The sequence below is a fragment of the Yersinia sp. 2540 StPb PI genome, from assembly GCF_052217165.1.
Lineage (GTDB): Bacteria > Pseudomonadota > Gammaproteobacteria > Enterobacterales > Enterobacteriaceae > Yersinia > Yersinia enterocolitica_E.
Window position 1 is genome coordinate 2,994,205 of sequence record NZ_JAZGQC010000001.1, and the last position, 14,391, is coordinate 3,008,595.

Here is a 14,391-nt window from a genome sequence, read left to right on the forward strand (position 1 = left end):
GGCTCAGGTCACCCGATGACTGTCGCGCTACCTCTGACAATAGAAACGTTTACTGCCCATCCAATCCCCGGATCGGCTTAACCGAGGCCCAGGCTCGGCATGATGGACAGTGCCAGTACAGAGAGTGCGCGGTAAAACCACATTTATGACAGCGATAACGGGGTTTGGTCCGAATCTGTTCTCCTACCATGTCTCGCAGCAACAGCAAGCTCTCTTTCGCTCGCCCTTCTTCTGCATCTGCCAGGTGATAATCCATTAATCGATAGAAAACACGCATGGTGGGATGGCGTTGTAACTGGCGGTTGATATAGGTTTGTGCCACATCACGGCCTTCATGCTGTTCCAGTATTTCTGCCAGCATCAGTTCAGCCGTAGCACCCGTATTATCTTCAACGCAGCGTTTGAGGAAATTCGCCCACGCCTCGGGCTGTTGTAGATGTTGGTAGCAATCGCTCAACATAGGTAATGCCTCGCTGACCACTTCCTTATCCTGCTCCAGCACACGCTCCAGCGCCTCTACGCCCTTGGCATATTCACCCTTGGCAATATGCACCCGACCTTGCATGATGGAGACACGGGCGCACTGCTTATCCGCAATAGCCGCTTTCTTCAGCAACCCCATTGCTTTCTCTAAATCATCACTCCCCATGGCTTGCAGCGCCAGTTCGCAATAGAAATGCGCTATCTCCAGTCGCTGATTATCTTTGCCCATCTTGACCAGTTTTTCCGCCACTTCAATCGCGTTGTTCCAATCACTGGTGGCCTGATGAATAACCAATAACTGCTGTAGAGCCCCGAGCCGAAAATCTTGCTCTTCAACCAATTGATTGAACATATCCTCTGCCCGATCGTATAACCCCGCGGCCATATAATCACGACCAAGTTGCTGAATTGCCAGCAATCGTTGTTCAAAGGTCAGAGAAGCACTTTCCATCAACGCCTGATGAATGCGGATAGCGCGGTCAACTTCACCACGAGAACGGAACAGATTCCCTAATGTCAGATGCGCTTCAACGGTCGAACTGTCTTCTTTCAACATCTCAAGAAACAGATCAACCGCTTTGTCCTGCTGATTAGAGAGAAGGAAGTTAACCCCTGCCACATATTCACGAGACAGACGGTTAGCATCCTGTTGCTTATCCTGCTGAGCGCTTCTACGCCCCATATACCAGCCATAGGCGGCAGCGACGGGCAACAGCAGAAACAGCATTTCTAACATAGAAAATTATTCCTTGCTGACAGCAGGTGTGGAAACAGCCGCACTGGATTCAATAGGCTGCTCTTGCTGTGACTCAAGACGTTTAATTTTCCGCTCTGCGCGCCCCAGTAAAATTCGAACTCGCAGATAAAAAAGCCCACAAATAACCCACCCAAGTACTAAGCCCGCCGCAAAAAGCGTTGCCAATAACGTAGATACCCGATATTCGCCCTGAGCCAATAAATAGTTAAAGGTAACGACTTGATCGTTATTTGCCCCTAACGTGACTGAAATCACGAAAATCACCAGTACTAACAAAAAAATCAGCAAATATTTCACGTTTTTTCCTAAAGGCCGAATCAACCTGATGAATTATGCCAAAAATGTGGCGCCCTTACTTGATAAATTAGCACTTCCTTACCCAGCAAAGAAACCCTGCACCAAGATAAAGCGCCGATTGGGCACCTAATTGATATTATTTTAAGCGACTGGGCTGAGAATAATAACTAATCACTCAATTTTCCTCATGCTCACGTTTTTCTATCTCGCGCTGTTCCTGTGGCAAAATGGCTAACGAGCCGAACCAACGTTGTACTAAGCTACACACAATGGCGACCAATAACCCGCTGATAAGTGCTGCGGCTACCAGATCCCGTGGCCAATGCATGCCTAATACCAACCGGCTCATCATGACACCTTGCGCCCATATCATTAGCAAAATGACGGTTTTATAATGTCGCCGTGGCCACAATATGCCTACCGCCAACAATGCCCAACTGGCAGCAAAAACCGTGTGACCTGAGGGGAAAGCGAAGCCAGTTTCAAACTGCCAATGACTGCTCAACCACGGCGGAATAATGGTTTGGCTCTGTAGTTGCTGTTTGACCAACTCACTGCGTTCAGCACGGGGAAGCGAATAGAAAAAGCGATTATCAATATGATGTTCTGCCTCAAGCCAGACGACAAATGGACGAGGTTCTTGTACCTGCTCTTTAATCAGTGATTTTATACCCTGACCGACAAGAATTACGCCGCCCATCAGGACCAACAAACCCATCGCGGGTTTAATCCGAAACCGTAGGCACCATAAAAACCAGCAACTGAGCAACGCACTGGTCAAGATTCCCCATGGCGCAGTGACCGTTTCAGTCACCCAGAACACACCTTTCAACCAAACATTATTACTGCCGGGTTGCCACTGCCAACCAGAAAGCCAGATAACAAGGGTGGGTAAGAGTAAGATAAGTGTTCCGACAGTGATTCGTTTCGCTATATTCCACATCTGGGGCCCTTGGTTACACATAATGTCTATATCGTCTTTTCCATGGTGATAGCACAAATTGTACAGCAGCTATAACCACACAGTATAAGTCCCATTAATCATTGATAACATAAACAAAATTATGTTATTACCCCAATATGTTCTCGTCAGACATTTTCTCTTTCCTTTTCGCTGCTTTGTTGAACAGCAGTGAGCCAAAAGTTATGGCAATATAGCTAATAATGATCGCAGAGAAATTTTTTATTTAACCCTATGCCCTAAGATGAAGGGATATAACGGGTTAAAGCGGGTATCCACATCAGGATGCGCGATAACATCCTTAAGGTCTGAAGTTATAATATGAACAGTAAGATGCAGCTTAAACGTGTAGCAGAAGCCAAGTTACCGACGCCTTGGGGTGATTTTTTGATGGTCGGTTTTGAAGAGTTAGCCTCTGGCCATGATCATCTGGCCTTAATATTTGGTGATATCAGTGGTGATAAACCAGTGCTCTCCCGTGTTCATTCTGAGTGCCTGACAGGTGATGCTTTGTTTAGCCTGCGTTGTGACTGTGGTTTTCAGTTAGAAGCCGCATTGGCGCACATTGCCGAAGAGGGGCGCGGTGTGCTGATTTATCATCGTCAGGAAGGCCGTAATATTGGTTTGCTGAATAAGATTCGCGCTTACGCATTACAGGATAAGGGCTTTGATACGGTGGAAGCTAACCATCAACTCGGATTTGCCGCCGATGAACGTGACTTCACCTTATGCTCAGATATATATAAATTACTGGGCGTCAAAGCCGTGCGCTTGCTAACCAATAACCCGAAGAAGGTTGAGATTCTCTCCGAGGCGGGGATCAATATCGTTGAGCGGGTGCCATTGATTGTCGGGCAAAATCCCAAGAATGAACAGTATATGGCCACCAAAGCGGCCAAAATGGGCCATCTGCTGACCAAATAATTAGCCGCGTTCAAGAACAATAAAGGGTGGTTTCTCAACCACCCTTTTTATCGAACCAGTATCGTAGTGACACTGTCACTAATGGTTATACCATGCTAATAACGACAGCATTCTAATAACTACAGCATTTTGCGGATAACGTAATGCAAAATGCCGCCATTTTCGAAATAAACCAATTCATTACCTGTATCTATACGGCAGTGGGTATCTACTATTTGTTGCCGCCCGTCAGCATAGGTTATCGTCACCGCCACCTTTTGCCCTGGGGACAGTTTTTGTAACCCACTGACGCTAATGGATTCATCACCCGTCAGCCCCAAAGTTTTGCGATTAACCCCTGCTGGGAACTCGAGGGGCAAAATACCCATCCCAATCAGATTGGAGCGATGAATACGTTCAAATGACTCAGCAATCACTACCCGCACACCCAGTAGCCTTGGCCCTTTAGCTGCCCAGTCACGACTCGAACCGGATCCATACTCCTTACCGGCAATCACCGCCAATGGCACATTCTCCTGCTGATAGCGCATAGCAGCATCATAGATAGCCATCTCATTTTGTGACGGAATATGACGAGTGACACCCCCTTCAACCCCCGGGACCATCTCATTACGGATACGGATATTGGCAAACGTCCCACGCATCATCACTTCATGATTACCACGACGGGAACCGTAGGAGTTAAACTCTTTAATCTCGACCCCACGATCACGTAAATAGCGGCCCGCAGGGCTATCAAGCTTAATATTACCGGCGGGAGAAATATGGTCGGTGGTGACAGAATCGGCCAAAATCGCCAAAATACGTGCATGGTGAATATCCTCAACCGGATCAGGCAACGCTTTCATATCACTAAAGAAGGGAGGCAAACGGATGTAGGTGGAATCGCTCTGCCAGTCATAGGTTGGTGTGCTATTAACCTGAATCGACTGCCACTCCTCATCGCCATCAAATACGGCGGCATATTCCTTACGGAACATCTCAGTTTTAACCTCTTCGACAGCTTTAGCGATTTCAAATCCGCTAGGCCAGATATCCTTTAGATAAACCGGCTTGCCGTCAGGGTCGTTACCGAGCGCCTCTTGTGCCAAGTTGACATTCAAATTACCGGCCAGAGCATAAGCCACCACCAGCGGCGGCGAAGCCAGCCAGTTGGTTTTGACTAAAGGATGAATGCGCCCTTCAAAGTTTCGGTTACCGGACAGCACCGCACCGACGGTCAAATCCCCGACTTTGATGGCATTTTCTATTGGATCAGGCAATGGGCCAGAGTTACCAATACAGGTGGTACAACCATAACCCACCAGATTGAAGCCCAAATTATCCAGATAAGCGGTTAATCCGGCGGCATTGAGATACTCAGTCACCACTTTAGAGCCTGGTGCCAGCGAGGTTTTCACCCACGGTTTGGTTTTTAGCCCCTTCTCTGCCGCTTTTTTAGCTAACAGACCGGCTGCCATCAGTACACTAGGATTCGAGGTGTTGGTGCAGGAGGTTATCGCGGCAATTACCACCGCGCCGGGCGCCAACTCGTGCGTTTTTCCCTCCAGCGTGAAGCTAACATGGTCAACTTTATCTTTTTTGCTATTGATTTCCAGTTCTTCAAACGCTTTAAAAGCTAAAGGCACTTTGGGTAAAGCGACCCGGTCTTGTGGCCGCTTTGGTCCAGCCATACTGGCTTCCACCGTGCTCAAATCCAATGAGAGCTGGCTGGTGAATATTGGCTCGTCACCAGGATGACGCCACAGCCCCTGTGCTTTACTGTAGCCCTCAACCAAGGCTATCTGTTCATCACTGCGGCCACTTAAGCGCATATACCCCAGCGTTACGTCATCCACCGGGAAGAAACCACAGGTCGCACCAAACTCCGGCGACATATTGGCTATAGTCGCGCGATCTGCCAGTGGCAAATCAGCCAGGCCATCACCATAAAACTCAACGAATTTGCCTACTACCCCGTGTTTTCGCAGCATTTGCGTTACGGTAAGCACCAAGTCCGTGGCAGTGATCCCTTCACGCATCTTACCGGTCATTTTGAAGCCAACTACATCGGGAATCAGCATCGAGACCGGTTGGCCCAGCATCGCGGCTTCCGCTTCAATCCCACCAACCCCCCAACCGAGTATTCCTAAGCCATTGATCATGGTGGTGTGGGAATCGGTCCCCACTAGCGTATCAGGGTAAGCGACCTCCCGCCCCTGCTGCTGTTCATGCCATACCGTCTGCCCCAAATACTCAAGGTTAACCTGATGGCAGATCCCGGTACCCGGCGGCACCACACGGAAACGGCTAAAGGCTTTCTGCCCCCAACGCAAGAAGATATAACGCTCGTGGTTACGTTCCATTTCGAGCCGGACATTCTCGCCAAAGGCGGCTTTATCGCCAAACTCGTCAACAGTGACGGAATGGTCGATAACCAAATCTACCGGTGACAATGGGTTAACCTGTGCCACATCGCCCCCCAGCCGTTTGACTGCTTCACGCATCGCAGCCAAGTCCACTACCGCCGGTACCCCGGTGAAATCCTGCATTAATACCCGCGCGGGCCGATAAGCAATCTCCCGGCTGGCATGCCCGGTGAGCTGCCAATCGACAATGGCTTTTAAATCCTCCTCTTGAACCTGTTCGCCATCCAGATGACGCAGTAGATTCTCCAGCAACACTTTCAGTGATTTCGGCAGTCGGTCAATATCCCCCAGCACTGCCGCCAGTTGCGGCAGGCTGTAGTAGTGATATTCGTGATTAAGAGCGACCAACTTGGCCATACTCGTTTTTCGCAGATCCAACGACATAGCGCCTCCATTGTTTCTTATAAGTGTTCTAAAACAGCATTCATCTCAACAAGGCTATTCCCTTGAAATTATGAGGTCTGAATTAAATATAACACAAAGAAACATTAACATTTTGGCAACAATGGCGATTACTGGTAGCGATAGGTGTAAACGATGGTGATGGCCAATGTGTGTCAATTACTCAAATAACAAATCGCGATAATAATGGTCCCATTCAAGATCATTGTTTGCCGATTGCTCAGATCCATCATTTATTGCTTCAAGACGTTGAGTGAATTTAACCATATTACTTTCTATTTCCGTAAGATTTGCAGCGGACTTTTCTGTATCAATTTCTATTTGTTCACGATCTTTCTTATCTATATCTGTCTTAATAACGTTAGAAAATTTTTCTAGCATTTGTTCAAGTTCGTCATCACTACGCTCACCTAATTCATTGTTTATATATTTAGTTACTACATCAAGCTCTTGAATAATGGATTGCAATAATGGTTTAATATCATCTGCTTGTTCTGCTTGTTCTGCTTGTTCTGCTTGTTCTTCATTCACTCTATTTTCTATTATGCCATCAGCAATGCCAACCTGATTTTTATTTAAAAAACTCACCTCGACATATTCTGTTATATCTACCTCATATTGAGTATTTGCCAACGCAGAACCATTCAAATGGAATAAATTCCTTAACCAATCTAAAAGTGCCTGCATTACCGTTCTGGAGTCCAGAGTCTCTTCTAACGCCTTAGAGCATTGAGGGAAATATTCAATAGAAATTAAAGGGTTTTCATCACGTAATTGACAGTTTTTATCAAACAAAAACTCACCCGTCAATTTAAAATGATTACAGTTATTTTCACTGTGGATCACCTCATAATGCATGTTCACACCAGATTGACCATTCCCCTCAAAGCAGAAAGTTGGGTGATAATCAGCAGGCAGATCACATTTTAGTGCATTGTTGAAACCTATCATCCTTTCTGCCAATGACGTTTCAGCCAAAGAACTCAGTAACTTGTGCAGGTTTGTGTCTTGATAATTGTCCGATGAATTAACCCAGTCATTTTTACATAAATAATCTAATGCCTGATTAATTCCATCATTTTTTCCTAAAGAAAACTGTCCCTCACCAATTTTCATATTAAAATTTTTATTTTCGCCATGGGTATAATCACAACTTAGAACAATATTATCAACCGTTTTATTTTGTAACTGACAAGATGTATAACTCATATACTCCCCTAAAAGTATTTACTGAAAAACACCATTATTTTCATAAATAAATTAACAGGAGAGGTGACTATTGGCTTTTGAATTTTTACTTATTAGTACTATTATGGAAAAGCCATCGCTAAAAAGAGATGGCTTTTATTTCTTTATAAATCACTTCGTCGGCAGTTTTATATCTTTAAACATCGCTTCAATATCTTCATTAGAACGCAAGGCAACCGCTTTATCCACCACATCACGGGTCAGATGTGGGGCGAAACGCAGAATAAAGTCATACATATAACTGCGCAAGAAAGTGCTGCGGCGGAAACCAATTTTCGTGGTGCTGTAGGTAAAGATATCACGGGCATCAACTATCACCAGATCAGGATCTTGGATCGGATCAACTGCCATACTGGCGATAACCCCCACACCCAGCCCTAATCGCACATAGGTTTTAATCACATCGGCATCTGTCGCGGTAAACACAATGCGCGGTGTCAGGCCAGCACGATTAAATGCAGTATCCAGCTCAGAACGACCAGTAAAACCAAAGGTATAAGTCACAATCGGGTATGCTGCCAGCTCTTCAATGCTGACGTGGGTTTTACCTGCTAAAGGATGATCAGGCTTCACTACCACAGCACGGTTCCAGTGATAGCACGGCAACATAATCAGGTCGTCATATAAATGCAGCGCCTCAGTGGCAATAGCGAAATCAGCGCTCCCTTTAGAAACCGCTTCGGCTATTTGGGTCGGCGAGCCTTGATGCATATGAAGCGACACACGCGGGTAGCGCTCGATAAAACCTTTAATCACATTCGGCAATGCATAACGCGCCTGAGTATGGGTAGTGGCTACATACAGCGAACCTTTATCAGGATAGGTATGTTCACCGGCAACGGCTTTGATAGCATCTACTTTGGACAAGACTTCACGGGCAATACGGATGATTTCCAGCCCTGCGGGGGTCACCTGCGTGAGATGTTTGCCACTGCGGGCAAAAATTTGGATACCCAGCTCATCTTCCAGCATGCGGACCTGCTTACTGATCCCCGGCTGCGAGGTATACAGTCCTTCTGCGGTGGACGATACGTTAAGGTTGTGATTGACCACCTCAACAATATAACGGAGCTGCTGCAATTTCATATCGATACCATCCTAGGTTGAACACTGTGGGAACGCCACAGTTTGGTATATCGGTATCACCCGGTATGCCGAGAAGTTATTAACTAAAACCCGTAAACTGCATGGTGCGAAGCTGGTCAGTATTGACCTTATAATAACATTAGGTGATAAGAAAATATTTTATATAACTACTATATCATTTCATCGCTAACTGTATATACCCTTCGGACCTGGTATTACAGTATATCAGCCTAAAAATAATAGTATTTTTTTGATAAATGCAGACAGTAGCCAAAGTGTAATAACTTTAGCGGATTAACTAAGACTATAAAGCACTTGAGTGGATTAGCCCAATAAAAAAACCAGCCATTGAGGCTGGTTTTTTTTGTGCTACCGGAGCACCGCACTATAGGCTTAAGTGTACTCTAGGCTTAAGTGTACTCCGATCGATTTAACCACTTATTTTTTCGCTTCAACCCATTTTCCATCGATATAGAAAGCAGACCAACCCGTGGCTTTGCCATCTTTCTCGGATGAAACATACTGCTGTTTGGTTTTACGGCTAAAACGTACCATGGTTTTATTACCTTCTTTATCCGCCACGGGCGCATCAGCCAGATAACGTAATTTTTCAGGTAAACGATCTTTGAAGCGAACTAACTCTTCGACTAACGGCGCACGGGTTTCGCGCGACTTAGGGAAGGTATTCGCAGCCAGGAACACGCCTGCAGCACCGTCTCGCAACACGAAATAGGCATCTGACTTCTCACAAGGCAGTTCTGGCAACGGTACCGGATCTTCTTTAGGTGGCGCGACTTCACCACTGCGCAAGATTTTACGGGTATTCTTACACTCGTCATTGGTGCAGCCCATGTACTTGCCAAAACGCCCCATTTTCAGATGCATTTCAGAACCACATTTCTCGCACTCAACAATCGGGCCTTCATACCCTTTGATACGGAACTCGCCCTCTTCTATCTCATAACCATCACACGCAGGGTTATTACCGCAAACATGCAATTTACGTTGGTTATCGATGAGATAGCTATCCATTGCCGTACCACATTTCTGGCAACGGCGGCGGGCGCGTAATGCGTTAGTTTCCGCATCATCACCCTCAAGGATATTGAGAATTTCAGCTTCGGGTACCAGATTGATCGTGGTTTTGCAGCGCTCTTTAGGTGGCAATGCATAACCAGAACACCCAAGGAACACACCGGTACTGGCGGTGCGAATCCCCATCTGACGGCCACAGGTTGGGCAGTCGATGCTGGTCATCACCATCTGATTCGGGCGCATACCGCCCTCTTCAGGATCTTTCTCTGCTTTTTCAAGCTGCTCGCTGAATTCGGCAAAGAAACCATCCAGTACAGCTTTCCACTCGGCCTGATCGTTGGCAACCTGATCCAGGCCACTTTCCATGCGCGCGGTAAAATCGTAATTCATCAATTCGCGGAAGTTTTCTTCTAACCGGTCAGTAACGATTTCACCCATTTTCTCAGCATAGAAACGGCGGTTTTCTACCCGCACATAACCACGATCCTGAATGGTCGAAATGATTGATGCATATGTGGATGGACGGCCAATACCCCGTTTTTCCAACTCTTTTACCAGTGATGCTTCGCTGTAACGTGCTGGCGGCTTGGTGAAGTGTTGGCTTGGGATAAGTTTTTGCAAATCCAAATCACTGCCCACTTCAATTACCGGTAAAGTGCGGTCTTCATCACCTTTACGTAGCGCAGGCATCACCTTAGTCCAACCATCAAAGCGCAGAGTACGCCCTTTCGCCCGCAGTTGGAAATCGCCAGCCTGCACGGTCAACGTGGTGGAGTCATACTTAGCTGGTGTCATCTGGCAAGCCACAAACTGACGCCAAATCAGTTGGTACAGCTTCTGGGCGTCGGCTTCCATATCTTTTAACTGCTCAGCAATCACACTCACATCTGAAGGGCGAATAGCTTCATGCGCTTCTTGCGAATTTTCTTTGCTGCTGTACTGATTAGGCGCTGATGGCAGATACTTATCACCGAAATTGTCGCCAATATAATCACGCACCATGGTCAGCGCATCCTGACTTAAATTGGTGGAGTCAGTACGCATATAGGTGATATGACCTGCTTCATACAAGCGCTGCGCCATCATCATGGTTTTTTTCACACCAAAACTCAGACGGGTACTGGCAGCCTGCTGCAAGGTGGAGGTAATAAACGGCGCGCCGGGCTTGCTACTGGTCGGTTTATCTTCACGATCCAGCACCTTATAGCGCGCATTTTCCAGTAATTTCAGTGCAGCATGCGTCTGCTCGCGATTTACCGGTTTAAACGGCTTGTCATGGGCATGGGTGACTTCCATTTGAATCGGAACTTCACCTTTCGCCAGCAAGTCAGCATGCAGCTCCCAGTACTCTTCGGGAACGAATGCTTTGATATCCCGTTCACGCTCAACAACTAAGCGCACTGCCACTGATTGCACTCGACCGGCAGACAGGCCACGAGCAATTTTTTTCCAGAGCAGCGGGGAGACCATATAACCCACAACCCGGTCCATAAAGCGACGAGCTTGCTGGGCATTAACCCGGTTGATATTCAATTCACCCGGTTGATTAAACGCCTGCTGGATGGCGTTTTTGGTGATTTCGTTGAAAACCACACGGCTAAAGCGCTTATCATCACCACCAATCACTTCCCGCAAATGCCAGGCAATTGCCTCTCCTTCGCGGTCAAGGTCGGTTGCGAGATAGATGTGGTCAGCGTTTTCGGCTAATGCTTTCAGCTCGGCAACCACTTTTTCTTTGCCGGGCAAAATTTCGTACTGCGCTTTCCAGCCATGATAAGGATCGACGCCCATACGGTTCACTAACGCAACCTTTTCGTCTTTCTTTACTTTAGTCTTGGGCTTGTCGGTTTTCTTGGCTTTATCTTCAGTTGAGTTAGCGCTCTTCTTACTGGCTGATCCACTGGTCGGCAAATCACGAATGTGACCGACACTGGACTTAACCACGTAGTTATTCCCTAAGTATTTATTAATAGTTTTGGCTTTTGCCGGGGACTCAACTATTACGAGGGCTTTACCCATAATGACCTTTACCTAAATTATTTCTTCTAAAAGAAGGTTTTTATCTTGCCGTACCGCGGCATTCTGAATCTCTTTTTTATATTGCGGTACTTTCTCAGGAGATCAACCTGTTTTTTTTGATCGGAGCCATAAATGCGCCTGCCGAGTCTTACCTGACGACCCCTCGATCCCTCAAAATTTTTGCCTACACCCAGCACTACAGCAGCGAATTCTGCCTCATGGCGTCAACAAAACCTTCCACCTAATAGTATAAAATCCCACACTGTACCTGATAAAAAGCGCTACGCAACCTAATTAGCGAGGAATATGAATTTATCCAATCACGGCGACAAAACAGCCAGAGGCTCGAATAAACCTTAGCCGGTTTGCGAACAAATGCTAACCCGCAGTACAATAGTGAGAGAAATTACATTGTAGTAAGGAGATATAATGCACGGAAACACAGCACCGATTGAGCGTAATAAATTATTGGCAGAGGCTAATGAGATTATTCGCCAGCACGAAGATTATATGCATGGGATGCAGGCAACTGAGGTTGAACAAAAAGGGCCAGTATTGGTATTTCGCGGCGAGTTTTTCCTGGATGCAGACGGTTTACCGACAGCGAAAACAACCGCAGTATTTAATATGTTTAAACATTTGGCTCATGTTTTGTCAGCTAAATACCATTTAATCGATTAATTGCCGGTGACTCCTCCCATTATTACATGGCTAGTTTAGCCATTGAGTCACAAATAACAGGGGGCTAAGCCCCCTGCCTTCCTTCACTAAAAACCCTATGCTCTCAGATTATAAAAGGGGTTTTTCGCCGCGCTGCCACCAGCGTAATAATAGACGGTCAGCACTTTCTGCCGCGCTGCCGGTAAAACGATCCATCAGACGTTTGCGTCGTGAATAACGCACACCAATAACTTCATGATTATCCATTTCGGCAATCAATAAATCATCACTGGTACCAATGGCATCAACCAACCCTTTCTCTTTGGCTTGGGTACCAAACCAGTGTTCACCGGTCGCAACCGCATCGATGTCCAGAGAGGGCCGCTGTTGCTGTACGAACTGTTTGAATAACAGGTGCGTTTCATTCAGATCTTCACGGAATTTCTCGCGCCCTTGTTCAGTATTCTCACCAAATAATGTCAGTGTGCGTTTAAACTCACCAGCAGTATGCAGTTCTACATCAATATCATTCTTTTTTAGCAAGCGGTGGAAGTTCGGGATTTGGGCCACAACACCGATAGAACCAATAATGGCGAATGGTGCACTAATAATACGATCAGCCACACAGGCCATCATATATCCCCCACTGGCAGCTACTTTATCGACCGCCACCGTCAGGCGAATCCCTTTATGGCGCAAGCGCTCCAATTGCGAGGCGGCTAAACCATAACCATGTACTACGCCACCAGGGCTTTCGAGTCGCAGCAGCACTTCATCTTGCGCGCTAGCAACCGCCAGAACCGCAGAAATCTCTTCACGCAACGACGTCACTTCATGTGCATCAATGCTACCTTTAAAATCAATTACATATAGGCAGGGTTTTACCGCTGCCACCGCACCGGCTTTGGCGCGCTGTTTCTTCAGCTTTTGATCCGCTTTTTGCTGCTTCTTAAACTCTTTGCTCCAGTTTTTTTGTTCTGCATGACTCATGCGCGCCAGCCGCATTTCCCGCTGAATTTCCTTATATTGCTCACCCAGATCAACCAGATTCAATTCACCCCGTTGCCCTTGTTTTCTCATCCCTTGGCTGACAACCAGTAACACTACCGCACCAATGGCGACCACAATCGTCACTACTTTGGCTAGAAACAGTCCGTACAGAGAAATTAACTCCACAAATACCGCCTTTATTCATCTGCTATTAGAGAGATACCTGCATTCTAGCGAACCCGTAAGCTGCCGTCTTGCGCAAATGAAAAATTGCATTGGTTTCGCTTAAATATAAGAATGTAAGAGATATCGCGGCATGCCTGAATAAAATATTCGCCGCCAGTAAGAGGAATAATTATGCATTATCAACCTAAAGACGATCTGCTCAATAACCGCACTATACTGGTGACGGGAGCAGGCGATGGTATTGGTCGCGAAGCGGCACTGACCTATGCCCGTTTTGGTGCTCGCCTGGTGTTAGTTGGCCGGACTGAAAGTAAATTAATAGCGGTACAGCAACAGATAGCTGAGGCTCAAGGGTTGCCCGCTTTAACACTGCCACTTGACCTATTACATGCAACGCAACAAGATTGCCAGCAGCTAGCAGATACCCTAAGTCAGCATGTTTCTCATCTGGATGGTGTGTTGCATAATGCCGGTTTATTAGGTGATATCGTTCCGATGGCAGAGCAAAATATAGCCGTCTGGCAGGATGTGATGCAAGTGAATGTAAATGCGACATTTATGCTTACCCAGGCACTTTTACCGCTACTATTGAAATCCCACAGCGCCTCGCTGGTATTCACCAGTTCTAGTGTGGGTCGCCAGGGTCGTTCCGGCTGGGGCGCTTATGCCGTATCCAAATTCGCCACCGAAGGCATGATGCAAGTGCTTGCAGAAGAATATAAACACAGCAATTTGCGGGTGAATTGTATTAACCCGGGCGGCACCCGAACTCAGATGCGGGCATCCGCCTTCCCTGACGAAGATACAACTAAATTAAAAACACCTGCTGATATTATGCCGCTATATCTTTATCTCATGAGCGATGATAGCCGCAGAAAAACCGGCATCAGTTTCGATGCACAACCCGGCCGTAAAGCCGGCCCCGCAGAATAAAG

Annotated in this window: 11 protein-coding genes; 3 read left to right on the forward strand and 8 right to left on the reverse strand. The window is 46.7% G+C overall.

Annotation, left to right across the window (positions count from 1 at the left end):
* Positions 1–49: 49 nt before the first annotated feature.
* From lapB to pgpB, 3 genes are all read right to left on the reverse strand, one after another.
* Positions 50–1,219 (reverse strand): lipopolysaccharide assembly protein LapB, encoded by a 1,170-nt coding sequence (lapB, locus tag V1956_RS13655; protein WP_083158899.1) that lies wholly within the window; start codon positions 1,217–1,219, stop codon positions 50–52.
* Between the two features lie 6 nt (positions 1,220–1,225).
* Positions 1,226–1,537, reverse strand: a complete 312-nt coding sequence (locus tag V1956_RS13660; RefSeq protein ID WP_005191595.1) for a LapA family protein — start codon at positions 1,535–1,537, stop codon at positions 1,226–1,228.
* A 175-nt stretch (positions 1,538–1,712) separates the two neighbouring features.
* Positions 1,713–2,480, reverse strand: coding sequence for a phosphatidylglycerophosphatase B (gene pgpB, locus V1956_RS13665; protein ID WP_442825228.1), 768 nt, complete (start codon positions 2,478–2,480; stop codon positions 1,713–1,715).
* A 351-nt stretch (positions 2,481–2,831) separates the two neighbouring features.
* On the opposite strand from pgpB, the gene ribA reads away from it, so the two are divergent.
* Entirely contained in the window at positions 2,832–3,422 is a 591-nt protein-coding gene (ribA, locus tag V1956_RS13670) for a GTP cyclohydrolase II (RefSeq protein WP_083163652.1), read from the forward strand.
* Between the two features lie 119 nt (positions 3,423–3,541).
* On the opposite strand, the gene acnA is transcribed toward ribA, so the two are convergent.
* The 4 genes from acnA to topA form a co-directional block, all read right to left on the reverse strand.
* Positions 3,542–6,214 carry an aconitate hydratase AcnA gene (gene acnA / locus V1956_RS13675; protein WP_372558980.1) on the reverse strand — a complete coding sequence of 891 codons (2,673 nt, stop codon included), beginning with the start codon at positions 6,212–6,214 and terminating at the stop codon, positions 3,542–3,544.
* 177 nt (positions 6,215–6,391) lie between these two features.
* The gene (locus V1956_RS13680) at positions 6,392–7,441 is read right to left on the reverse strand and encodes a hypothetical protein (RefSeq protein WP_442825229.1); all 1,050 of its coding nucleotides are present in this window, start codon (positions 7,439–7,441) and stop codon (positions 6,392–6,394) included.
* A gap of 150 nt (positions 7,442–7,591) precedes the next feature.
* Entirely contained in the window at positions 7,592–8,566 is a 975-nt protein-coding gene (cysB, locus tag V1956_RS13685; RefSeq protein ID WP_372558978.1) for an HTH-type transcriptional regulator CysB, read from the reverse strand.
* Between the two features lie 438 nt (positions 8,567–9,004).
* On the reverse strand, positions 9,005–11,620 hold the full coding sequence (gene topA / locus V1956_RS13690; RefSeq protein WP_083158916.1) for a type I DNA topoisomerase: 2,616 nt from the start codon (positions 11,618–11,620) through the stop codon (positions 9,005–9,007).
* 429 nt (positions 11,621–12,049) lie between these two features.
* Here topA and V1956_RS13695 point away from each other — a divergent pair, with 429 nt between their 5' ends.
* On the forward strand, positions 12,050–12,301 hold the full coding sequence (locus V1956_RS13695; RefSeq protein ID WP_083158917.1) for a YciN family protein: 252 nt from the start codon (positions 12,050–12,052) through the stop codon (positions 12,299–12,301).
* A gap of 108 nt (positions 12,302–12,409) precedes the next feature.
* Here the strand turns inward: V1956_RS13695 and sohB are convergent, their stop codons facing one another.
* Entirely contained in the window at positions 12,410–13,456 is a 1,047-nt protein-coding gene (sohB, locus tag V1956_RS13700; RefSeq protein WP_083158918.1) for a protease SohB, read from the reverse strand.
* 171 nt (positions 13,457–13,627) lie between these two features.
* Here sohB and V1956_RS13705 point away from each other — a divergent pair, with 171 nt between their 5' ends.
* On the forward strand, positions 13,628–14,389 hold the full coding sequence (locus V1956_RS13705) for a YciK family oxidoreductase (protein WP_420071550.1): 762 nt from the start codon (positions 13,628–13,630) through the stop codon (positions 14,387–14,389).
* The last annotated feature ends 2 nt before the right edge of the window (positions 14,390–14,391 follow it).